Source organism: Hymenobacter sp. M1-2, from assembly GCF_057808495.1.
Genome location: NZ_JBTYZO010000003.1, coordinates 25526 through 47508 on the forward strand (window position 1 = coordinate 25526; position 21983 = coordinate 47508).

21 protein-coding genes are annotated in these 21983 nt (G+C 60.6%); 3 read left to right on the forward strand and 18 right to left on the reverse strand.

All coding sequences use genetic code 11. From position 1 onward, the window contains the following. Positions 1-79: 79 nt before the first annotated feature. From ACYSMN_RS04045 to ACYSMN_RS04085, 9 genes are all read right to left on the reverse strand, one after another. A complete protein-coding gene (locus ACYSMN_RS04045) occupies positions 80-1201 on the reverse strand; it encodes a VWA domain-containing protein (protein WP_488922564.1) in 1122 nt (373 codons plus the stop codon). Between the two features lie 130 nt (positions 1202-1331). Continuing rightward, the gene (locus ACYSMN_RS04050) at positions 1332-1883 is read right to left on the reverse strand and encodes a CbrC family protein (protein WP_488922565.1); all 552 of its coding nucleotides are present in this window, start codon (positions 1881-1883) and stop codon (positions 1332-1334) included. A gap of 80 nt (positions 1884-1963) precedes the next feature. Continuing rightward, the gene (locus ACYSMN_RS04055; RefSeq protein ID WP_488922566.1) at positions 1964-2458 is read right to left on the reverse strand and encodes a hypothetical protein; all 495 of its coding nucleotides are present in this window, start codon (positions 2456-2458) and stop codon (positions 1964-1966) included. A gap of 1 nt (position 2459) precedes the next feature. Further along, positions 2460-4883 carry a DUF5682 family protein gene (locus ACYSMN_RS04060; protein ID WP_488922567.1) on the reverse strand — a complete coding sequence of 808 codons (2424 nt, stop codon included), beginning with the start codon at positions 4881-4883 and terminating at the stop codon, positions 2460-2462. A 116-nt stretch (positions 4884-4999) separates the two neighbouring features. Then, entirely contained in the window at positions 5000-5818 is an 819-nt protein-coding gene (locus ACYSMN_RS04065; RefSeq protein WP_488922568.1) for an ATP-grasp domain-containing protein, read from the reverse strand. Positions 5819-6218: 400 nt separating this feature from the next. After that, a complete protein-coding gene (locus ACYSMN_RS04070; protein ID WP_488922569.1) occupies positions 6219-6701 on the reverse strand; it encodes a DUF6985 domain-containing protein in 483 nt (160 codons plus the stop codon). Between the two features lie 21 nt (positions 6702-6722). Further along, the gene (locus ACYSMN_RS04075; RefSeq protein ID WP_488922570.1) at positions 6723-7358 is read right to left on the reverse strand and encodes an SMI1/KNR4 family protein; all 636 of its coding nucleotides are present in this window, start codon (positions 7356-7358) and stop codon (positions 6723-6725) included. A 45-nt stretch (positions 7359-7403) separates the two neighbouring features. Further along, positions 7404-7949 (reverse strand): prolyl hydroxylase family protein, encoded by a 546-nt coding sequence (locus tag ACYSMN_RS04080; protein ID WP_488922571.1) that lies wholly within the window; start codon positions 7947-7949, stop codon positions 7404-7406. A gap of 94 nt (positions 7950-8043) precedes the next feature. After that, complete coding sequence (locus tag ACYSMN_RS04085) at positions 8044-8619, reverse strand: SMI1/KNR4 family protein (protein WP_488922572.1); 576 nt, start codon at positions 8617-8619, stop codon at positions 8044-8046. Positions 8620-9001: 382 nt separating this feature from the next. On the opposite strand from ACYSMN_RS04085, the gene ACYSMN_RS04090 reads away from it, so the two are divergent. Continuing rightward, entirely contained in the window at positions 9002-10129 is a 1128-nt protein-coding gene (locus ACYSMN_RS04090; protein WP_488922573.1) for an MBL fold metallo-hydrolase, read from the forward strand. A gap of 83 nt (positions 10130-10212) precedes the next feature. On the opposite strand, the gene ACYSMN_RS04095 is transcribed toward ACYSMN_RS04090, so the two are convergent. The 9 genes from ACYSMN_RS04095 to ACYSMN_RS04135 all read right to left on the reverse strand — a co-directional run bounded on the left by ACYSMN_RS04095 (position 10213) and on the right by ACYSMN_RS04135 (position 19423). Beyond that, complete coding sequence (locus tag ACYSMN_RS04095) at positions 10213-10602, reverse strand: hypothetical protein (RefSeq protein ID WP_488922574.1); 390 nt, start codon at positions 10600-10602, stop codon at positions 10213-10215. A 150-nt stretch (positions 10603-10752) separates the two neighbouring features. After that, the gene (locus ACYSMN_RS04100) at positions 10753-11067 is read right to left on the reverse strand and encodes a hypothetical protein (protein WP_488922575.1); all 315 of its coding nucleotides are present in this window, start codon (positions 11065-11067) and stop codon (positions 10753-10755) included. 17 nt (positions 11068-11084) lie between these two features. After that, complete coding sequence (locus ACYSMN_RS04105; protein WP_488922576.1) at positions 11085-12176, reverse strand: ATP-binding protein; 1092 nt, start codon at positions 12174-12176, stop codon at positions 11085-11087. A gap of 134 nt (positions 12177-12310) precedes the next feature. Continuing rightward, positions 12311-13981 (reverse strand): DUF5691 domain-containing protein, encoded by a 1671-nt coding sequence (locus ACYSMN_RS04110; protein ID WP_488922577.1) that lies wholly within the window; start codon positions 13979-13981, stop codon positions 12311-12313. Further along, entirely contained in the window at positions 13978-15387 is a 1410-nt protein-coding gene (locus tag ACYSMN_RS04115; RefSeq protein ID WP_488922578.1) for an SWIM zinc finger family protein, read from the reverse strand. The genes ACYSMN_RS04110 and ACYSMN_RS04115 overlap by 4 nt, the downstream gene beginning before the upstream one ends. Positions 15388-15444: 57 nt before the next feature. Then, positions 15445-15795, reverse strand: coding sequence for a hypothetical protein (locus tag ACYSMN_RS04120; protein ID WP_488922579.1), 351 nt, complete (start codon positions 15793-15795; stop codon positions 15445-15447). 210 nt (positions 15796-16005) lie between these two features. After that, positions 16006-16596, reverse strand: coding sequence for a hypothetical protein (locus ACYSMN_RS04125; protein ID WP_488922580.1), 591 nt, complete (start codon positions 16594-16596; stop codon positions 16006-16008). 41 nt (positions 16597-16637) lie between these two features. After that, on the reverse strand, positions 16638-17060 hold the full coding sequence (locus ACYSMN_RS04130; RefSeq protein ID WP_488922581.1) for a hypothetical protein: 423 nt from the start codon (positions 17058-17060) through the stop codon (positions 16638-16640). Positions 17061-17122: 62 nt separating this feature from the next. Beyond that, a complete protein-coding gene (locus tag ACYSMN_RS04135; protein ID WP_488922582.1) occupies positions 17123-19423 on the reverse strand; it encodes an efflux RND transporter permease subunit in 2301 nt (766 codons plus the stop codon). Positions 19424-19688: 265 nt separating this feature from the next. On the opposite strand from ACYSMN_RS04135, the gene ACYSMN_RS04140 reads away from it, so the two are divergent. Together ACYSMN_RS04140 and ACYSMN_RS04145 are read left to right on the forward strand one after the other, a co-directional pair. Next, positions 19689-19907, forward strand: coding sequence for a hypothetical protein (locus tag ACYSMN_RS04140; RefSeq protein ID WP_488922583.1), 219 nt, complete (start codon positions 19689-19691; stop codon positions 19905-19907). A gap of 687 nt (positions 19908-20594) precedes the next feature. After that, positions 20595-21941 carry a tetratricopeptide repeat protein gene (locus ACYSMN_RS04145; RefSeq protein ID WP_488922584.1) on the forward strand — a complete coding sequence of 449 codons (1347 nt, stop codon included), beginning with the start codon at positions 20595-20597 and terminating at the stop codon, positions 21939-21941. Positions 21942-21983 lie beyond the last annotated feature (42 nt).

Genomic DNA, 21983 nt, shown 5'->3' on the forward strand with positions numbered 1-21983 from the left:
AAGTAAAGGCCCCTGGCAAACCCGCCGACGCCACCGGCTACCGCTAAAGCCGGTACAGCGGCTCGGCTGGTTTCGTAAGCTACCGGGCCGCTGGGGAAGCCGCCGCTAAATCCTGCCCCTGAATGGCCGCCGCCATTAGTTCTGGAAACTGAGCCGGCGTGCAGGCGAAGCTGGGAATGCCTAGCGCGGCAAACTGCTCGGCCACGCCCCGGTCAAAGCTCGGGGCGCCATCGTCGGCGAGGGCCAGTAGGGCTACTACCGTGACGCCGGCCGCGCGCAGGGCGGCGGCTCGCTTGAGCATTTCTCGCTCGTTGCCGCCTTCGTACAAGTCGCTGATGAGGACCAGGATGGTATCGGTGGGGCGGGTGATGAGCTGCTGGCAGTAGCCGAGGGCCAGGTTGATGTCGGTGCCGCCGCCGAGCTGCACACCGAACAGCAAATCCACGGGGTCTTGCAGGTTTTCACTCAGGTTCACGACGGCCGTATCGAACACCACCATGTGCGTTTTCACCGCCTTAATGGACGCCAGCACCGCCCCAAACACGCCCGCGTACACCACCGACGAGGCCATGGAGCCGCTTTGGTCCACGCACAACACGATTTCCTTGAGCGCCTGCCCGCGCCGCCCGAAGCCTACCAGCTTCTCCGGAATAATGGTGCGCTGGGCCGGCTGATAATGCTTGAGGTTGGCCCGGATGGTGGAGGCCCAGTCGATTTCGCGGTAACGGGGGCGCGGGTTGCGCACGGCCCGGCTTAGGGCGCCCTGCACGGCCTGGCGCAAGGGGTTGGCGAGTTTCTGCTCCAATTCCTTCACCACTTTCAGCACCACTTCGCGGGCAGTGTGCTTCACTTTCTGCGGCATCACCCGGCTCAAAGAAAGCAGCGTGCCCACCAAATGCACGTCGGCTTGCACAGTACGGAGGATTTCGGGCTCCATCAGCAGCCGCTGCAAGCCCAGGCGGTCCATGGCGTCGCGCTGCATCACGGCCACCACTTCCGACGGAAAATACGTGCGGATGTCGCCCAGCCAGCGGCTCACGCGCGGCGCGGAGCCGCCTAGGCCTGCCTTTCGCTCACCATCGTAGAGGGCGGTCAGCACCTGGTCCATGCCCTGGTAGTCGGCATCGAAAGAGAGTTGGTTGTCGGCATCAGCAGCCGAGCCAAGTACAAGTTTCCAGCGGGTGGCAGTGGTTTCGCTCATTAGTACTTAAGGGGTAGTGCTTAGATGGTAGTGCTTGGTGCTTAGTTGGTGGTGTTTGTGGCTTAGGGGTTAGTTCTTCGTGCTTGCAGCTTGTGGCTAGGAGCTTACGGCTTGACGCACACGCGGCTTATCAATCCACATCAATGTGTAGGCGGTGCTGCTGGCAATGGCGACATTGGAATAGGTAGCCTACTACGCTGCCATCGCGCGACAAATAACGCAGCACATGCTCTGCGCCGCCGAAGGCTTGCAGGTCGGGTTTTATTTCTTCCAGCAAAGGCCGTACGTCTTCGGATCCGGCGTAGCCTAGGAAAGCGCAGCAGTCGTGGCAGTGGGTGAGCCAAACGCCTTGCTGCCAGGAGTTGTAGCCCGGCGTGCGGTGTATCACCTCGTCTATAGCGGCCAGGTCGATGTCTGTGGTGGGCGGAACGGCCGGGTCGGGGGAGTTGCCTTCGATGGAAGCCCAGTCTTGAAATTCGGCCTCGAATTTTTGGGCCGCCGAGCCATCCGCAATACACCACGGGCACAAATCGGCTACCTCCTCAACGCTGTAGATGGGGCCCGTGTAGGCGTAGGAGCGTTGCTGCTCGCAGCACTCACACACGATGGACTTGGTTTCGATAAGGCCCAGCGCGTAGGCGTTAGGGTTGTAAGGAAAATGCGGCGGCGCGGGCGTAGGCATGGCTTTGGGAGTATGCGTAGAGTAAGAATTGCAGCGGTTTAGCCGATTTCTAGGTGGGTTGAAGGTCTTGTTCGTCCTCGTTAGCCGGCTCCTAATATGCGCGGCGGGGCCAGGGCGGCTCTGTAAAGGTCAAGTACTAAATCGTCCAGACAGGCTCGGACTGCCAGCAAAGCCTGTTCCGGTCCTGTGGCGGGTGGGCCTGGAGTGTCAGGAATGCCGCGCCCATAAGGCTCTTCCACCTCAATGCGCCGCTCACCCGTCGGGGTTTTGAGCAGGAAAAACCGGCTGCCCAGATCATCGAAATAAGACAGATATCGATCCGCTAGGCCGCCAACGTCTGGCCGGGCTAGCAGCGCGATTATGGCCTGGGCGGCAGCTGCCGGCAGTTGGTCGCAAAACCGATGCTCGTGCTCGGTGCTTTGTTGCCGTTGCGGCTTGTAGTAGTGCAGCGTGGCGTAGTAGTTGAAGCCCTCATCTACCACTAGCGTGGCCCAGAGCAGACGTTCCGTCCAGCCATCGGAGTAGGCGTAGAGCAGCACCTCGTGGGCGTCCAGGGTCAGGTGAGGATACAGCATATTAGACTACTGGCTGGTCAGCGGCAACCGCCAAGCCCAGCAGCTCTCGCAACTGGGGCAGCACCCGCAAACCCCGTTCAAGGTCGAAATCGGTTTCTCCTGCGGCGGTGAGAGTGGCCGTGGGCTGCTGGCCTTGGCGGGAGAGGTCCAGCAGCTGGCGACGCTCGGGCAGGCTGAAATCGGTGAAGGCGCGGCGCAGCAGGGGCACGATTTCGCGGAACGTGTCTTCGGGCAGCTGGCCGAGCCACGTATCGAGCAAATCGAAGAGCGGGCGGTGATGTAGGAGCAGCAAGCCGCTGCCGCTGAGGAAGCCTTCTATCCAGGCCGTGGCGTACTCAGTGGGCTGGGCGGGAGCCAGGGCCAGGCCGAGGGCCGTAGCGGCGGCTTCGGCATCCAGCTGCCGGGCATCGAAAAGCAAACGACCCGCCATGCCCGCCAGCAAGCCCGAGGAGGCCGGATTGCGCAGCACGATGCCCAGAGCCGCGTACCAATCTGCTTCCTGCGCTTCATCCTGCAACAGCCGCAATGCCTGGTGGGTGGCTTCGAGGCGGGGCAGGAGCTGACGGGAGGCTTCGTAGTCGAGGCCGGTGCAAGCCTGCGGCAGCCCGATGCACAGGCGCGGCACTAGGTGATGCACCACGGTGGCTACCTGGGTGGTTTCGGTGCGGCGGACGTTGCCGTAACGCAGCACGTTCACCAGCGGCGGCAGCGCGGCCAGCAGGTGCGTGGCGTCGCGGGTGCCGGCCGAAAGGGTTTCGAGGCGAGTCACGAGCGTGCCAATGGCCGGGCCAAGGTCGGCTTGCAGAGCCTCTTCCAGCAGCTGACTTACGGTTTCGAGGTCGGGGGCTTCGGCGGCGCGGGCGGCACTGCGGGCAGCAGCGGCGGCCAGCACGGTATTGCCCCAGCGGCCGGCATCGAGCACGTTCAGGGCGTATTCGGGTTGCCATTGCAGCTCCCACAGCTCGTGGAAGGTACCGGCTTTGCCCTGCGCCCGGCGCGGCTCGCCCCAGGGCACATCGAGCAGGCGCAGGCGGTGGAGCAGGTGGCTGCGGCTTAGGTCCAACTCCTTGCGCAGGTCCAGGTCCAGGGTCTTGGCGGTGGGTTCGGGCTTGAGGCGGGTGGCTTTCTGCAAGAGCTGGAGGTCCTGCTGCAAGGGCGTGGCGGGCGTGTCCGGGGGAATCTCGCCCAGCCGCTCGCCTACCACCAGCTCGCGTTGCACCATATTCAAAGCTTCCTCATAGCCGCCGCCCAAGATGGCCACCGCAGCTTCCTGCAACTCCTCGATGCCTGGCAACTCGCGCCCGCGCACCGCGGCCAGGGTTTCGGCCAGCCGCACGCCTTCAATGGCGTGGGCCGCTGAAGCGTCCAGATCGCGGGTGCGCAGCAGGCGGGCGGCGCGCACCATCCAGTGCGTTACAACCTCGGCGCGGGGCGTTTCAAACAGCAGCTCGTACCAGGCCGGCGACAACACGCCCGCACCGTAGCCGGAGCCAAAGGAAAGCCGCTCGAAGGTCCAGGGAATCCAGGTGGCGGCAGTGGATACTTTCTTCAAGCCTTTGAGGCGGGCTTTGTCTTCTTTCTTGAGCAGCTCGGGGCGCAGCACCGGCGCGTGCCAGGCCCCACATACCACAGCCACGCGCTGGTAGCCCTGCTGCAAAGTGGCCCGCAGCGTTTCGCGCATGAAGGCCTCTCGAAGCAGGGTTTCCTCCGATTCGGGCAGGGACAGTTCCTCGCGCAGCGCCGTCATCATGTCCAACACCACCGCGAAAGTATCGGCGTGGCCGGGCGCGTGTTCTAGCCGTAGCTCCCACCACCGCTCCCCATCGGCATAGCCATCCAGCTCCGCCAGGTAGGAGATAGGGTCGCGCTGGGGGGCCTCACCCCCTAGACCCCTCTCCTTCAGAGAGGGGGGGCTAGCTGCTAGATTTTCTTCTAGCTCTGGTTCTTTCTCTAGCTCCAGCTCTTCTTCTGGCTCTAGTTCTTTTTCTGGCTCTAGTTGCTCCGTGGGTGTTTCTATCGACTGATCTTCGCCGGTTGCTTCTACACTAGAACTAGTAGCTAGTTCCCCCTCTCTGAAGGAGAGGGGGCTAGGGGGTGAGGCCACTCCGAAGCGCAACGCTGCAGGCAGGTCGAAGCAGCGCAGGTGGGCGCCGTGCTGGTGGCACCAGTGGATGGCCTGCCACTCCGGCGAGAAGGTGGCGAAGGGCAGGAAAGAGGCTTGCTGGTGCTGCTTGGGATTGTAGAGCAGCAAAGCCACGGGCGGCACCAGGCCGGGGCGGGTGGCGGCCAGGGTGGCTTCGGCATCGGCGGGGCATTCGAGCAGCAGGATGTCGGGCCGGAACTCGTTGAGCGCGTGCACGAGGCTGGCGGCGCTGCCGGGGCCATGGTGGCGGATGCCGAAGAGGCGAAGGTCAGGCGTGGGCATGGAGCGAGATATTGACTGCGAACGAACCGAAAGAACAAGCTAACAAGCGGCTAGTGAGCCCGGAATGGCCGCTGAAACGCGGTGCAGTAAGTAAAGGCATTAGGTTTCACATCAAACTACTGTTGCTGGAGCAGCCGGGTAACCGCCACCACAACATCGGCAATTTCCGTGGTCTGGTAAAATCCGGTGCCATTGAAGCAGTTGCACTCCACGATGGCGTAGCGCCCATTGGCGAGGGCCGTGTCGAGCACGAAGACGGCGTGCGGCTGGTAGGCGGTGCAGCAGTAGGCCACGAAAGCCAGCAGGGAAGCAGGAATATCGGTGCTGGAAACGCTCAATTCCCCGTGCAGCTGGTAGCGCGCCGAAGAAACGATTTGGCCACCGACGATGAAATGCCGCCATTCCTTCTCAATGGTTTTGGGCGAACTGAAGGCTAGGAGCGAATCCGGCGTCAGGTCAGCATCGGGTACTTGCGCTAGCTGCTGCTGCCACTCCCGCAGCTCGGCGAAGGACAGCACCCGGCCGGCAAAGGTTTTGGTGTCGTCATTGGGTCGCACAAACCAGCGCGTGTCGGCGGCGTGCGGCAGAGCCACGAAGCTGGCTAAGGTCTGCACCTGCGTATCGTGGTTTAGCAGGCGGGTGGGCCACCGCGCCAAGTAGTTTGCCACCGTGAAAGCTGCTTCATCATAAAACACCCCGGCAGCATACGTGGGGGAGCGGTAGGCGTTGAGAAGCAGCGTGGTGGAGCCGTAAAACACGCAACGGGCTTCCGGCTTGCGCAACGCGGGCAACTCCCGGGAAAAAGGAACCGATACCACTTCTTCGTAGGAAATCGAATGCTCAGCAAAAGCCGTCCGAAACGCCAGCAGGGTTTTGGGCGGCATCAGGTTCTGCTGTATCACCCAATGCACCTCTTGTTGTGGTAGTATATTCATTAAGAGAAAGAAAACTGTGGTTTGCCAACGGTATTATATGGCTTTGCAGACAGATATCGGATAAGCAGTGCGGTCATGCAGAGGCGGAGCCGAAGCATCTCGCGTACTGACGTTGTGGAGGTAATCAACCCATATTGCGGAGTAGCCGCGTAGCGGCGACAGGTTTGTAGCCTCTAGTCGGTTCGGGGAACAGCGCCGCGTAGCGGTGCCAGATCGGCTGGCGCTTCTGGCACCGCTACGCGGCGCAGTGGCATTTTAGGCCGGGTGTTCTACAAGTCTTCAACCGCTACGCGGCTAGTCCCCAACGTGGGTTAATTATGAATTACCACCCTAGCGAGATGCTCCGCCTCTGTATGACTGTTCTAGAAGCAACGAAACTCCGACATAACACTGAGCTGCATCAGGTTTCGGCGATGCCGCCGATATCCACCAAGACGTTGTTTTCAAACTTGATTTCCAGGCCGTGCTCCGAGTCGAGGCCGTAGTGGATGGATAGGCGCAGGGTGTGGTTGCCGGTAATGCGGAGGTAGCCTGCATCCTGCAAGTAAGAGAAATGCTGCTCAGCCGTGGTGAGGCCCAGGGCCGATGCGCCTGATTGCGCGGGGTCTTCGTAATGAGAAGCGTACAGTTCCAGGTACCGCTCGAAACTCCGTTGCTTGATGTCGGCCACGAGGCGCGGGGCGTGGGCTAGGAAGGCGCGCAACGTGTCGGCGTATTCGTCGAGCTGAGCGGGCGTGAGGCTATATTCGTCCTCTTCTTCGAACAGCTCCTCGCCCAGGAAAACCGTGACTTCTTTCTCGAAGAAGGGTAGCATAACGGGGTGCTCAGCGGCCAGCCCGGCCCAGTCTTCAGTTACCGTGCCCCAGAAAGGATGCGTTAGCATTGGAAATGTAGCTTGTCGGAATTACAGGTTGAGAGCTGTCTGCCAACGCGCGGCCCGCTGCCAATTTACCAAGTCGATAATGGCATCGACGGCTAAAAAATGGTTGCCTTCTTCCTCGGCGTCGGGGTCCAGTTCGTACAGGTTTTGCTTCAAGTCCTGGGCGAAGTCGGCTAGCAACGCCGTCACGGAATCGGCCACGCGAAAGGCTGTTTCATATTCTTCATCCACAAGAATGACTTGCCCATAGATACCGTCCGGGGCCGGATCGAGGTCTACGCACAGCCAGGTATGTGCCCCATCGAAACCGAGGCGCAGCCAAGAAGGCGTCAGCTGATTGGTGGCTTTCAGGCCGGGACCAACTTGCTTCAGCGCGGCCCCGGCCGGGTACTGGCGCCGGTGCTGGAAGTGGGTCAGGACTTCCGTCAAAGGCAGAAAGCTCATGCCGTAGAAGAAGTTGCCTAAGTTGTCGGCTTCCTCATTAAGACCATCGTAGCGGCCATACAGGGCTTTGTAGTCGTCGGGCAAGGGTTGGCCCACGGCCGTTTCCAAGTTGGCAAGTTGCGCCTCCGGGGCTCCCGGGTTCAGCGACTCTTGCAAGATACGAGGGGCATTAGCGGCCAGCCACTGCTCGATGCGGCCCAGAGAATCGTTCAGCATAGCGGCAAGAAAAGCAATAATGCCGGAAGCGGCACCGGGCCCAGGCTACTGGCCAAAATACAGTATGTCGGTGCGCAGCACGTACTTGCGGCCCGCAAGTAGGGGGCAGCCTTTGTGGCGTAGTTCGTGCCGGAAACATAAGGCCGCTCCTTGCCGCGGGGCCACGCTAAGCGTCTCAAATTCCGTTTCGCCGCCTTCGAAACCCTCGTTCAAGTACAGCAGAAACGTCCACCGGCTGGCTACCTGCTCGCTTTGTCGAACGCGGCCATCCTTGTGCTTGTTGAACCGCTCGCCCACGTCGTAGCGGTAGAAACGGAACTGCTCGTAGAGACCCACGGCGGGGGCATCATCGGCTTCGGTGGGCAGGAACTCTCGCAGGCGGTGCCAGAGCGTAGCGGCCAGCGCGGCGTCGGGGTACTCCAGGCGGTAGTTGTTGCGGATACCCTTCATCATCTGCGTGCCCGTGCCAGTGAATACGCCGGCCTCGGCAAAGCCAAGCTGCTCGCTCCGCGCAATCAACTCTTCGCACTCCGCGTGCGAGAGGAAATTGGGAATTTCAAGGATAGAATCGGTGAGGTAATGGGCTTCCATAGAGACGTAAAGAGAAAGAATGATGATCAACAGCCCTCTAAATAGCTCAGGGTTTAACCCCTGGGCTACGGAGCGGTAATGTGGGTAGCAGAAGTCAGCCCGCTTTAAAATCCTGCGGAAACCCAGCCGGATGTTCTGGTTCCAGGTCTACAACTTGGTCTTCGGAGAGTTGCTGGCCCGCGGCAGTGGCTTGCTCGTAAGCCTGGACTACGGCCGCTAGCCAAGCCGTGAGATTGGGAAAAGATATGCTGCGTAATTCCCAGTCGTGCCAGTGCTCTACAATCTGGCCGGGCTGGCCCGTGAAGGTGCCTTCCAAGTCTCGGCATACATGGTCGCCGGCGCCGTTTTCGAGGAAGGGCACCCAGCCGGGAGCCCACCAGTTCTCCAGCTCAAACTCCCCGGCTTCCAGCAACTCGCGGTTCACGCGCATAGTCTCCGCCGCGCTGCTCACCGACTGCAACATATTGTTCTCGAAGAAGCTATCAAATTCCTTCTGCCCGTTGTGCCAGCCAAACCACAGCCGTAGCTCCGGCGGCAGCGTCAGTTGAAACTCGGTTTCGAGAGCCGCTATTTCCGCCTCCGTAGCGGGCGGGCTGAGCGTGGCGTAATACTCCGGCCGGCATTGTTGCAGCAGGGCATCGAGGCGGGCGAGGAGCTGGGCGACATCCATTGGTAAGGGATAAGAAAGGGACAAGGTATCCGGTCTAGGCTGCTTGTACAAGGGTAATAGTGGCTCTTGAGCAGCAGAGGCGTGGGCTGTCTTTTCAAGTAAGCCAGTTGGAGAGTAGCGCGGAAATCTGTTCCGCGACGAGTGAAGCGAGTAGGCATTACTGCGCCACTTGCGCCCCGTGGGAACTCGCGTTGCTCGTCGTGGAACGGATTTCCGCGCTACAGTTCTAGGGCTAGGGTTGCAGCGGGAGATAAACTCCTACGTACGGCAGAAGGAGCAAGCGCACTCCAAACGCCCACTTGTTAAAATATTCGTCGTACCATTTCGTCTGTCCAATGGTGCCGCGGCTCGTGGTTCTTGTGTCCTTCCCGTTAGAGTAAGTATGAGCAAAACCCTGAAAGTAGTGGGCCGATTGGTCGCCACTGTAGTCGCTACCGTGCTAGTCGGAGGCGTGGCCTTCGCCAACCTGAGTCCGCAGCTGGGTGGCAAACCCACCAAAGCCCAGCGCGAAGCCTACGCTAAATCGGGCCACTATCTGGATGGCGAGTTTCAAAACCTTATTCCCACGGTCCTCACCACGGAAGGCAACACCTTCACGCTGCTCTGGAAGTTTCTGTTCGGCAAATCATCCGCCGATAGAAAACCCACCGCACCCCTGCCCATGCAGCGCCTCGATTCGCTCAGCATCACCCGCAAAACTGCCGATATGGTGCGCGTGACCTGGTTTGGGCACTCGGCTAGTCTCGTGGAGTTGGCGGGTAAGAACATCCTAATTGACCCCATGCTGAGTCAGGAAATGGGCCCTATCTCCTGGCTGACGCCCAACCGCTACAACCCCTGGGTGCCCATCACGGCCGAGCAGCTCCCGGCCATCGACGCGGTGCTGATTTCCCACGACCACTACGACCACCTCGACTACCAAACCATCCGCCGCATCAAGGATAAAGCCGCTCATTTCTACGTGCCGCTGGGCGTGGGAGCCCACCTGCTGGCCTGGGGCGTGGAGCCCGCGCGCATCCGGGAGCTGGATTGGAACGACTCCGTGCAGCTGCCGGGCCTGACCATCGTGAGCACACCGGCCCGCCACTTCTCCGGCCGCGGCCTCACCAACCGCAATTCCACTTCCTGGAGCTCCTGGGTGATGAAGTCGGCTAATAAGCGCGTGTTCTACAGCGGCGACGGGGGCTACGGCCCGCATTTCCAAACCATCGGCGCCCAGCACGGCCCCTTCGATCTGGCCCTGATGGAATGTGGCCAGTACGACCGGCAATGGGCCCAGATCCACATGCTGCCTGAGCAAACCGTGCAAGCCTCCCTCGACGTGCGGGCGCGGGTGATGCTGCCAGTGCATTGGGGCGCCTTCACCGAAGCCAACCACGCCTGGAACGACCCTATCCGCCGCGCCACCATCGAAGCCGCCCGCCTCCTGCTCCCCATGACCACACCCCAGCTCGGCCAGCCCGTCATGCTAGGCGCCGGCCCGCTGCCCCAAGTTGCGTGGTGGCAGTAGCTCGCGCAAGCAGTGAGAGAGGATGTACCTTATTTTTTTGTCTTAGAAAAATAAGGTACAGCCCCTCCCAGTGAAGGCAGCAGCTAAAGGTTGCTAGGCTGCCGAGGGGTTTGCCATTTTGGTAAGACTTCACACAACTCCTCCACAAATTCGCGTGTGAGTCGATGCGGACCGCCTTCTGCTGCGAAATGTTCTGCAATTAGCCTGTTAACGGCTGGCGCGTAACACACTTTCGAGCGGAACTGCTCCAAAACATCGACCCGAACAACCAACTTCATCAACTGCTTTGATTTGCGATGATGGCCGATAACTGTTACAGCAGTAGCCGTTCCCGGAAACCAATCAATGATATACACTTTGGCCCCCGGCCGGAAATGCTTGGTTCCGTGCCGGGTTTCTAAGCCGCCTGGTCCAAATGGGCGCTCGGCAACAACATTGGCTACTGCTGTCCAATAGGTTTGGATGGGTTCCATTGACAGAATAGTAAAGGATGCAGTTTGCCACTGCTTGTGTTCTTATGCTAACCAAAGCGTCAACAGGTACTGTAAGCTTCCACTGTGAGTTTCTAAGTATTGAAATTCACCGATGCCTTCCACATCTCGTGAGTTGCGTAAATGCATCAATCACTCGCTACTGCTCTCGAGATAATTAGCCAGCCTGATTTCTAAAAGCCTCTTGACTTCTGTATCGCTCGAAAGCAAAATTGCGTCCTGAAGAAGGTCAATCGGAAGAAGCTCTACGAGGTGTATCAAGGCCCATTCCACTCCGTGGCTTCCAGTGTTGGCTGGAGGACCAAGGTTGATGAGTTCAATGCCGTGCGCCAGCGTGAGCGGTTCGGTGAATTGTTGGAGCAGTTCATCGAATTCGTCCAGTGGGAAATTGTCAATATTTGGTGTACCAGCGTCTGGTAGCGGCCCCAGTTCCCGCAGGCGGGCCATCAGCGGGTCATTATCTATTACTCCACCACTTCCCGGCACGCCCTATACAGATCTTTCCAGCCATCGCGCTCTTTTACTACGGTTTCCAGGTATTCGAGCCACACGATACGGTCCTGCACGGGGTCTTTGAGCACGGCGCCGGTGAGGCCGGCGGCCAGGTCGTTGGCGCGTAGGCTGCCGTCGCCGAAGTAGGCGGCTAGGGCCAGGCCGCTGTTCATCACCGAAATAGCTTCGCCGGTGCTGAGCGTGCCGCTAGGGCTTTTGAGCTTGGTTTTGCCGTTCTCGGTTACGCCCCCGCGCAGCTCCCGGAAAATGGTAACCAGGCGGCTAATCTGCTCCAGGGCCGGCGCTTCTACTGGCAGCTGTAGGGCCTTGCCCTGCTTCTCCACCCGCGTCTGCACGATGCGCACTTCCTCAGTGAGCGAGTTGGGTAGGGGCAGCACCACCGTGTTGAAGCGGCGGCGCAGGGCGCTGCTCAGCTCGTTTACGCCCTTGTCCCGGTCGTTGGCGGTGGCTATTACGTTGAAGCCGCTCACGGCCTGCACCTCGGTGGAAAGCTCCGGGATGGGCAGTACTTTCTCCGAGAGCATGGTGATGAGCGTGTCTTGCACGTCGGAAGGAATGCGCGTCAGCTCTTCTAGGCGCACGAGGCGGCCTTCCTGCATGCCCTTGAATAGGGGCGAGGGCACCAGCGCGCCCAGCGAAGGCCCTTCAGCAATGAGGCGGGCGTAGTTCCAGGAGTAGCGGATGGCGTCTTCGGAAGTGCCCGCCGTGCCCTGCACCAGCAAGTCGGAACGCCCGCTAATGGCCGCCGTCAGGTGCTCCGACACCCAGCTTTTGGCCGTGCCCGGCACACCAAGCAGCAGCAGGGCGCGGTCGGTGGCGAGAGTGGCCACGGCAATTTCCATCAGTCGCCGCTGCCCAATGTACTTGGGCTCTACCTCGAAGCCATTATCGAGCTTGCCCCCCAGCAGGTACGTGACGGTGGCCCAGGGCGAGAGGTGCCAGTTCGGCGGCTTGGGCCGGCTATGGTCGGCGGCGCGCAAGGCAGCCAACTCTTCGGCGTATACATCTTCGGCGTGCGGGCGGAGTACAGTGGTTTCGGACATGAGAAGAAGGATTTTGAAGATTGGAACTCTCGTTCTGAGCAGCACAAGGAATCTGAGGCAATGCCAGCCAGGAACCCCAGATTCCTCACCACGGGCTTGATGCGCCACCTGCTCGGAATGGCATCATACATGGGCTAACTTTCCAGCAACGAGTTAGCCAAATCGGTGCGGAAGTTGAGGGTTTGCAGCATGGCTTGCAGGCTATTTTGAAAGGTAGAGTGAACTTCAGGTAGAGCCAGGAGCGTGGTTTCCACCCAGGCGGCATCGGCAGTATCCACGGCCGGGGCCAGGTGCTGGCTGAGGAAATAACTGATCTGGTAGAAGTCGGTGTGAAACCGCTCGACGGAGGCGGAGTTGGCCAGCTTGCCGCCGATGGTCTGCACGACTTCCGCCGTCAGTTCGCGGGGCCAGGGCGTGGGCACTTGGAGCAGGTCGTCTGTCCAATTGGGCTCCTGCCGCCGGACGCGCAGCAGCATGGGCTTGAGCAGCAAGTTTTGCCGAGCTGGCGCCGGCAGCAGCTCCGTCAGCGCGGCCCAGCCGATGTTGCGGTCAACTCGCGCCTTTTGCAACGAGGGCCGCTTATGCAGCCACAGACTCACAAAAGCCGCCGCGAAATCAACATCGGCGTGCAAGAGCGTGCTCTGCGCCCAGCAAGGCAGCAGCGGTACCGCCCACTCCGAGGCCAACGCCAACTCCAGCAGCTCGCTGGGCGGGAGGTCGAAATGGGTGGTCCAGCGGTTCGGGGGCAGCAGGGCCAGCAGGTTGCCCAGGCGAATGCCACTCGGCCCCAGCGGCACCGATTTAGGGCCGCCGGCGTGGTAGGCGTATTGGATGTTCTGCTCTTCAATACCGTCGGCCAGCCAGCTTTTGTCCCAGGTAGTAGGCAGCGTGACTTCCAAAGAGGATTTGCCCAGGTTCAGCAGCCCGCCGCGCTTCAACTGGAGCAGGTGCTCAGCTCGGGCCCAGAGCCGCTCCCTCAGTGCCGCGCCGGGCAGACGCACGAGTAAGGTAGCTGCCTGCCGGCGTACTTCCTGCCCTCGGGCCCGCAGCAGCGTTTCCAGCACGGGCTCGGCATGGGGGTGGAGGTGGTCGGCCAGGATTTCGAGGAAGGCTTCCTGCACTTTGGCGGGCTCGGTGGGCAGCGTGGCCAGGAGCAGGGCCCGCGCCGAATCGGGGTCTTGGGCAAACTGCTCTTGCAGCCAGTTCCGGCGCTGGGCCAAGGTGCCGGTTTCCCAGGTGCTGAGGTCCGGGCCCGTATCTGGGCCAGCAGTGGGCGGCGCGGCGGGTGGGCCGAGCAGATTGCGCCACTCGGGGTGGAGGGCCGCCAGCCACCGACCTCGTACGCCCAGCACCGGCGGCAGCGCGGCCGTAGTTTCGGGAGAACGAGTGGCGTGGCGCAGCAAGGGAGCCAGCAGGTCGTTGGGCACGCGGCGGCCAATGGCAGCCACCTGCCGCAAATAGTCGGGCAGAAAATCCAGGAACATGGAATCGACCACCATGCGGCGCAAACAGTCGGCGCCTAAAGAACCCAACGTAGGCTGCGGGTCGGGCTTGGCGGGCGCCGGAGCAAGTTCGGGCGCTACGGGTGGCTGGTAGCCGGCGCGGCGCATCAAGGCCAACGCACCAGCACTTAGCAGCAACTGCTGCTCCCGACCATCAGTGGCCGCAACCGGCTCCGGCGTGGCCGTACCAAGGAACGCCGGGACCGAATCCGGGCTTTGGCGGGTGCCAAGCAAGGCCACACGCAGCAACGACGGCCACTGCAAAGCCGGGTTAGCCGTGGGAGGGGAGGTTGAGGGCATCATGGGGTCAACTCAGATTCTGCGACGGGAACGAAAGAAGCTTCGGTTTCCGGTAGCCAGTGCGCCAGGAGGCGGAAGGCCCGGCCATCCCACTCGCCAAACAGGGAGACCGGGCGGCCGCCGCTCAGGGCCAGTAACTGCCAGGCCGAGTCTTCGGCCACGCGCAGCGGCAGGGCTTCCGGCTCGTTGGCGTGGTGCAAGACCCAGGTGCCGTCGGGAAGGTAGGTGGGCAGCACGTTGGTGAGCGTGGCGGGCCACTCGCGCAGCCAGGGGTGCCGGGCCAGGGCCGTGGCGTAGGTGTCTAGCAATTCAGTCAGGCTTTGGCCGGGAGGCACCCCGAGAGTTGAAGTGTGCGCCAGCGTCCAGGAAACCGGCACGGCCCGCAGCTCCAGCAGGCCGGGGTAGTACACCAGTTCCCCATTGTAGCAGGCGCCGGGTGCCAGCGGCGTCGCGAAGCTTTGCCCGCCAAACGCGTATTCGAGCACCAGCGCGTAACGGCCCGTGTGGCGGCCCCACAGCCAGGCCCGGCGCACGGTCAGGCGCTCTTCTTCCTCCACGTGTAGGCCCAGCACCTGCCACTCATCGGCTACGGCGGGCTGGCGGGCCAGCAGGTCTTCTTTCTTGATGGTAAGGCCCACTTGCTGCTGGATTTCCTCGCGCGCGGCCGGACTTTGCTCTTCCAGCCGCTGAAAGGCGTGCACCAGCACGTACAGCTCGCCGAGGCGGCCCAGCAGCCGCTCCGGCCAATCGGCTCCCACGTGGCAGAGCGCCGGCAGCTCCCGCACAATGGCGGCCAGGCCCGGCAGTTGGTTGTCGACGAGCCGGGCGGCCGGGCCTTCCCAGTAGCTGCGGGGCTGGCCCTTGGCCACGGCCAAGCCGGCGCGCATGAGGTCCAGCAGCCAGGCTTCTAGCTCGGCCGCGCCGGTCATCATGCGGGCTAGCCGTTGCTTTTCGCGTTTCTGACGGGCCACCGCATCAGCTCCCGGTGCCTGCCCGTCAGTGCCCGTTGCCGTTGACCCAGACTCAGTGGAGGTGGTGTCGGCCGCTTTTGCAGGGGCTTTGGTGACTTTCTTTTCCTGGGTTTGCTGCCGCTTCGTGAGCCAGTCTTCCAGCCACGTCGGTACGGTGGTGTCGCTCAGCAGCTGGGGTTGGCGGGCCAGTAGCAGAAGCAGCCCCGCGCCATGCTTGCACGGAAACACCCGGCTAGGGCAGGAACATTTGAAGGCTGGCTCCGTGAGGTCGATGCCAGTTTGGTAGGGCTTAGCGCCGGAACCTTTGCACTCGCCCCAGGCGGCGGTGTCGGTTTGGCCCAGGTTGCTCCACTTGGCGGGGGCCGCCAATTCCTGGCCCCGTTTCAGGGTGCCGGAGTCGGTAATGAGGGCGCGGGCTTGTTCTTCGGTCCAGGTCAACTCGGAGCACGGTTAGGTCCGCCGGAGCGGAACGGTATACGCGGGCAAAGTAGCAGTTCAGACCGGAAATTCCGCGCCGCAATTCTGGCATTTGTAGAGGGTAGTGCCGGCGTAGTATAGCCGTTTCCACCAGGCCGGCCGCGTTGCCAACTTCACTTCCAGCGCTCTACAGCGGGGGCAGCGAAGGGGTGGCCCGTCGGCGCGGCGCTGCTTGAATTCGGCCACGGCTTCCCGCGCCTCGGCCGCCTGCTCTTCTTCGATGAGCAGTTGATAGTACATTCCATCACCGTAGGGAAAGGATGGCGGCCCGCAGGTTTTCGCTAAAGCCGTAACGCCATTTTCCTGTAACGCGTGGTATAGCTCCACCGCCTCGGCGTAAGTCAGAAAATCGGCGACGGGAGTGAGCATTGGGTAGTGAGGCGGCAGAGGCTAAGTTCAGGATTAGAAACTAAAACTAGCTCCCCTCCTTTTTTAAGGAGGGGTGGCCGTAGGCCGGGGTGGTAAAGTCGTTGAACGGTATCTAGATCTAATTCTTTAGCTCTAGTCAACCACCCCGGCCTGCGGCCACCCCTCCTTAAAAAAAGAGGGGAGCTAGTTTCCTAGCTCAAGTGGTAGTTCTTAATCCTTAATCCTGCGCTTCGCGGCTACTGGCCGGCGCTGGCCACGCAGCTTCACCACGTACGCCAGCAAGCCTGCCGACAATATGGCCAGGCCGGTGGCTAATAATTCGCGGCTGCTGCGGGCTTCGGTGGCTTCGTCGGCGGTGGCTTGCAGCTCTTGCATTTTCTTCTGGCGCTGCTTGTCGCGGATTTCAAGGTTTTGAATTTGATTCTCCAGATCGTAGAAGCGTTGCTGGGTGCTGCTTTGGTCAGTTTGGGCCACAACGATTTTCTGCTTGGCCTGCTGGTTTTCGGCCACTACGGCAGCCGTGCGGCGCAAGGAACTGGCCTGCACGGCGCGCACGATTTCGGTGTCTTTGCGGATGATGCCTTTCAGGGCATCGACTACTTCCTGCAGGTCTTTCTTGCTGGGCTTGTTGCCGAAGAGGCTGTTGCGCTGGGCGTTGGCGGCTTCGTACTGCCGCACCATTAGCTCCCGCTCCCTAATAAGCGGCGTCAGCGGGTCGGCAGATAAGGAGTCGGCGGGCGTTTGGGCAACGGCCACGGAGTAGCAAAGGGTAAGCAGCGCGGGCAACAGGCATTTCATCATGCAGCAAAGATGGCGGATGCAGGGTTTTCAAGGACGAGCAACTACCGCTCGTACGTCCACACCGTGACTTTATTATCCTGCACTACGGTGATGAGGGGAGAATTAGCCGTTTTTCGGAGCCGCGCGCCGGTTCTCAGGTAGTAGGCCAGCGTGTTGTAATAGTAGATGTTGTCTTTGTTGCGGGCCAGCACTTCGCGCTGCATCTGCCGGGTAGCCGAATCGCCGGCCACAAACGACCACAAGTCGTAGCGCACCGGCTCGTTGTTCAAGTACCAGTAGTAGTGCTGGCGATTCACGTCGCACTTCGTGATTTGCCCTTTTAGTGCGGTAGAGGCATCCACTTCCACCAGCTCGTCGCCCCACATCCGCTTGAGGACAAACATAAAAAGAGCCAGCACAGCCACCGTGTAGGCCAACTTACCGGCGTAGATTAGTATCTGTTTCAGGGCGGCGGCTCTCGACATGGAAGGTAATCGGGCGGGTGGTGGCGTAAAGGTCGTACAGCGGCGTGCCTCAGCCAAGACTTTTATCCTTCCAAAGCCGGTACCGGCTGCCGAATCTCCTTGGGCCGATGTCGGTAAAACCACAGAATGAGAATCGGCAGCAGCGTCAGCTCGGCCACCACCCCAAACAGCAGCGTCAGGCCAATCAGTAGCCCCACGTAAAATGTCCCGTCAAACGAGGAAAATATCAGCGTCGAGAACCCGCCCACCAGAATCAACGACGTCACAATAACCGCCTTGCCGGCCATGAGGTAGGTTTTGCGCACCGCCTGAAACAGGCTCGTTTCCTTGGCCAGCGTCAGTTTGAGCTTGCTGATGAAGTGAATGGTATCATCGACGGCAATGCCGAAGGCAATGGTAAAGATGATGCTGGTACTCACCTTCATGTTGACGCCGGCCGCGCCCATCACGCCCGCCACAATCAGGATGGGCACCAGGTTGGGAATGAGCACCACCGCCGTCATGCGCAGGCTCCGAAACAGCGCCAACACAATGAGCGTCACCATCACGATGTCGATGCTCATGCCCGTAATCATGTTCAGGGTGAGGTTTTCGTTGTTTTTGTCGATGAGGTTGGCCGAGCCGGTGAGGCGGGTTCGGAGCACGGTGCTGTCGACTTCGGCCCGCAGGAAGCGGCGCAGGTCGGCGTTTAGCGCGTCGGCCCGGATGCTGCCCACGTCGGGCATGCGGCCGGTGAGACGGCCTTCAGTACCATCAGGCAGGGCCAGCGCCCGAAACTCCGGCTTCTTCCGAAACAGCTTCACCTTGCGCGTGAGCCGGGCCAGCTCGGCCTCCGAGTCGGGCAGGCGGTACTCGCTCAGCAACCCGCCGTTCAGCGCCTTGCGCACCGACTTGATAATGGTGACCGGCGAGGCCACGAAGTTAAGGCCGTACGTGCGCTGCAAATAGGCTTCAATCTGCTCGGTTTCGCGCAGCACGGCCAGGTCGTAGATATCGCGGCCCGCGGCTGGCTTCAAGTCCAGCTCGAAGGGCCGCACCCCCGCAAACTGCCGCTCGAAAAACGCGAAATCCAGCTTCACCGGGTCGTTTTTGGAAAGGTCATCGAGCAAGGCCGAGTTGATGCGGATGCGGGAAGCCGAAGCCACCGACAGAATCAGAATGAGCGCGCCCGCGCCCACCACCCAGTGCCGGCGAGCCAGCACCGTCCGAAACAGGCGGCCCAGCACGCCGTCCCAGCTGTGGCCTTCCTGGCGCGGAATCCGCAGCTGCGGCTTGCGCAGCAGGAGCAGCATGGCCGGCAGCAGCGTGAAACTGAGCACAAACGTGAGCAGCACCGAAATGCCCGTAAACAGCCCGAAGTTGTAGATGGGCCGGATGGTGCTCGTCATCAGCGTGAAGAAGCCGATGCTGGTGGTAAGGGCCGACAGCCCCGAGCCGAAGCCCGATTCTTTGAGCGCGATGAGCAGGGAGTCTTTCTTGCTGGCCCCGTAGCCTAGCTCCGTCACGTAGCGCGTGATGATGTGAATGGTGTCGGACATGCCCACCACGAACAGCATCACCGGCAGCAGGGCCGTCATCAGGTCGATACTCACGCCGCAGGCACTCATCAGCCCCAGGCCCCACACAATGGCGCCGAGCACCACCACCAGCGGCAGCACCACGCCCCACCAGGTCCGAAACGTGAGCCACAGCAGCCCCGTCACGAGCACCACCGATAAACTCATAAACACGGCCAGCTCCATTTGCAGGCGGTCCACAAACACCGACTGCGCCACCATCTTGCCCGCCAGGTGCACCTGGCTTTCGGCGAAGCCCTGCCGCGCCAGCTCCGTGCGCACGGCCGTCAGGAGGGAGTCGCCGGGGGGCTTGCTGAGGTTGGGCGTGGTTTGGAAGAGGATGGTTACGGCCCGCGCGTCCTTGGCAATAAGGTTGCCCACCAGCCCCGGCGTGCGGTACACCAGCGCCGAATCGGCGGCGCGGCGACTGGGGTCTTCGGGATGCAGATACGGCACGTTGAACACGCCCAGGCCCTCCACGACGGGGTTGGTGGCGTTGGTCGGCGACGTGACGTGCACCACATGCCGGCGCTGCTGCACAAAGCGCGTCAGGGAATCTACCCGCGTCAGAAACTTGGGCTCGAATACGGTTTGGCCGGCCGGGGCTTCGAGGCCCAGTAGCACGTAGTCGTTGTCGTTGCCGAAGCGCCCGGAATACTGTAAGTAGTAGTCGAGGTCAGGGTCGCCGGCGGGGTAGAAGTCGTTGAAATTGTAGTTGAAGCGCAGCTGCGCCACAAAAAACAGCGCCAGGCCCGAAAGCAGGCCCAGCGCGAGTAGGGTAAGGTAACTGAGGCGACGAAGCGGCATACACGGTGGCGCGAAGCTCCAGCTTCGCGCTTCGTTAACGAAAGGAGCGGAAAACAGGCCGGGTGGCCCAGCCAACTACAGCACGGAACTGGAGCTTCGCGCTTTTTCTAAGTAGCGAGACGTTGGTATTGAGTAGGTAGGTCGACGATATAATCAGGGTCTAGCTACTGAGTACTTGTATCCAATTACTTGTTACCTTAGAGTCGGCCGAAAGCCAACCACTGTTTTCCAGCATTTGTTTCCATTCATCTCAACTTCTGTCTTCATGAAAAACGCCCTGCTCGCCCTCGCTCTGTTTGCCTTCGTTGGTACCGCCTCTGCCCATGAGGGCGACAAGGCCGCTAAGAAAGGCAAGAAGAAAGAGCAATGCTCCGCCGAAGCGAAAACGCTTGGTGGCACGCCTTCGTGCTGCGCCAAGAAGGGAGCTAAAACCGCCGCCGTAACGCCCGCGCCGGCCGTGGCTCCCGCCACGAAGTCGCTGTAAATTGAGTCTGCACTTTGGAAGAAAAGTCCTGCCGTTAGGCAGGACTTTTTGTTTTTCGAGTACCCATTGGCTGCCCGCGTGTGGCACGTACTTTAGTCCGTAGCCCGTCAGTCTGGCGTCCATGACGTAGGTCACTTGCTGATGCCAAACGCAGAGTTTGGTGCGGAATGCAAACTTTCATTTTACGAGGCTACGGACTGAAGTCCGTGCCACACGCGGGCGGCGAACACGGCCTGCTGTAGCAGTTGCTCAGAAGAGCTAGTCTTCCCGAAACAATCCTAAGATGAGTTTCTGCCTGGCAACACGGTACTAATTTGGGAAGGATGCTAGCTGAACGGTTGAAGTTAGTTAATTTAGCAGCGGGTAACTGAGGGGTGTTAGTTGAGCGGCGAATTTTTGGTGAAACCAACCAAATCTGCTTTGTCGCACGGCACGCCCATCTTTTATTTGTTTGAGCACAACCCCGTCACGCGCTGCAACCGTAAGGTTGTGTAGTTGGGAACCCGCTGAAACGTGTTGATGGCAAACGGATGAGAATATCCGGGGAAGTCGTGAAATCACGTATTTTAGTGGTCTTAGCAAGCGCGGCTTGGCTGGAGTTAGTACAATTTTGTTTTTCCTTGCCATTCTCCCAAGGCTAACCGCCACCGTTGCACCAACTGCCCGTGCCAGATTGATTACTTATCTATGAGCTTGCCTAGTACTTCATCTTCGTTGCTACATCTCGCTAGGAAACTATGTTGGCTGGTCGTCCTGCCAGTTTTCTTCCTGTTGAGCCCGGCGGCGGCCTTCGCGCAGCAGCCCGATACCACCAAGGCCAGCATGCGCAACATCGAACTGGCCAACGTGGACGTGGCACCTTCCGCCGTGGATACCCGCGGCTGGCTACTCATGAACCCGGACATCAAAACCGAGCTCGAAGGGGGCGTCACTAACCTCTACAATTTCAAGTTCGACAAAGCCGAGCGGCAGTTTCGGTCGTTGCGCCGGCGCTACGGGCAGCACCCGCTGCCGTATTTTATGATGGGGCTCAGCGCCTGGTGGAAAATTTTGCCCACCAACGTCACCACCAAGCAGTACGACAAGGTCTTCTTCGCCTACATGGACACGGCCACCACGAAAGCGGAAGCCCTGTACAACCAAGACCACAAAAATTACGAGGCCTGCTTCTTCCTCTCGGCGGCCTACGGCTTTTCGTCCCGCTTGCACGCCGAGCGCCACGACTGGACGCGGGCCACGGTGGAAGCCAAGCGGGCCCTGAGCTACCTCGAAAAAAGCAAGGAAGCCAATGGCCTGAGCCCGGAGTTTCTCTTCGGCCAAGCCTTGTTCAACTACTACGCCGTTTGGATCGGGGAGGAATATCCCTGGCTGCGGCCGGTGCTGCTGTTTTTCCCCAAAGGCAATAAGGAGCTCGGTCTGCTCCAACTGCGCAACGTGGCCGATAATGCCGTGTATACGGCCCCGGAAGCCAAGTTCTTCCTAATGAAGATTCTGACCAGCGAGCGGGAAGGCCAAACCGAAGCCGCTTTTCCCATCACCACCAACCTGGCCAAAGACTACCCCGACAACCCGTATTTCCAGCGGCTCTACGCCATGCAGTGCTTCAACCGGGGCGACTTCCGGGAGTGCGAGCGGGTGAGCCTGGAAATCATGGACAAGTTCAACCAGGGACAAACCGGTTACGATGGGTTCAGTGGCCGCTACGCCACGTACTATCTCGGCTTCATTCAGCAGAACAAGTATAAGGACCTGGACAAGGCCAAATCCTATTTCCAGCGCTGCATCGTCTTTTCCGAAAGCACGAACCAGGTGAAGAGCGGCTACTACCAATACGCCAACCTCAACCTGGCTAACATCGCGACGGATGAAAACGACCTCGGGGCAGCCCGCCGCCACTACCAAGCCGTACTAGCTTCCGCCGACCATGACTCGGATATCTACGAAGAGGCGCAGGATTTTATGAAAGCCAACAAGCGCACCCCCTCGAAAAAAGCGGACCGCAACTCTCGCCCCTTAGTGCGCGAAGGCCAGTAAAATCTGCTACAAACAGGAATTTCGATAGCCTATACGGCTTGG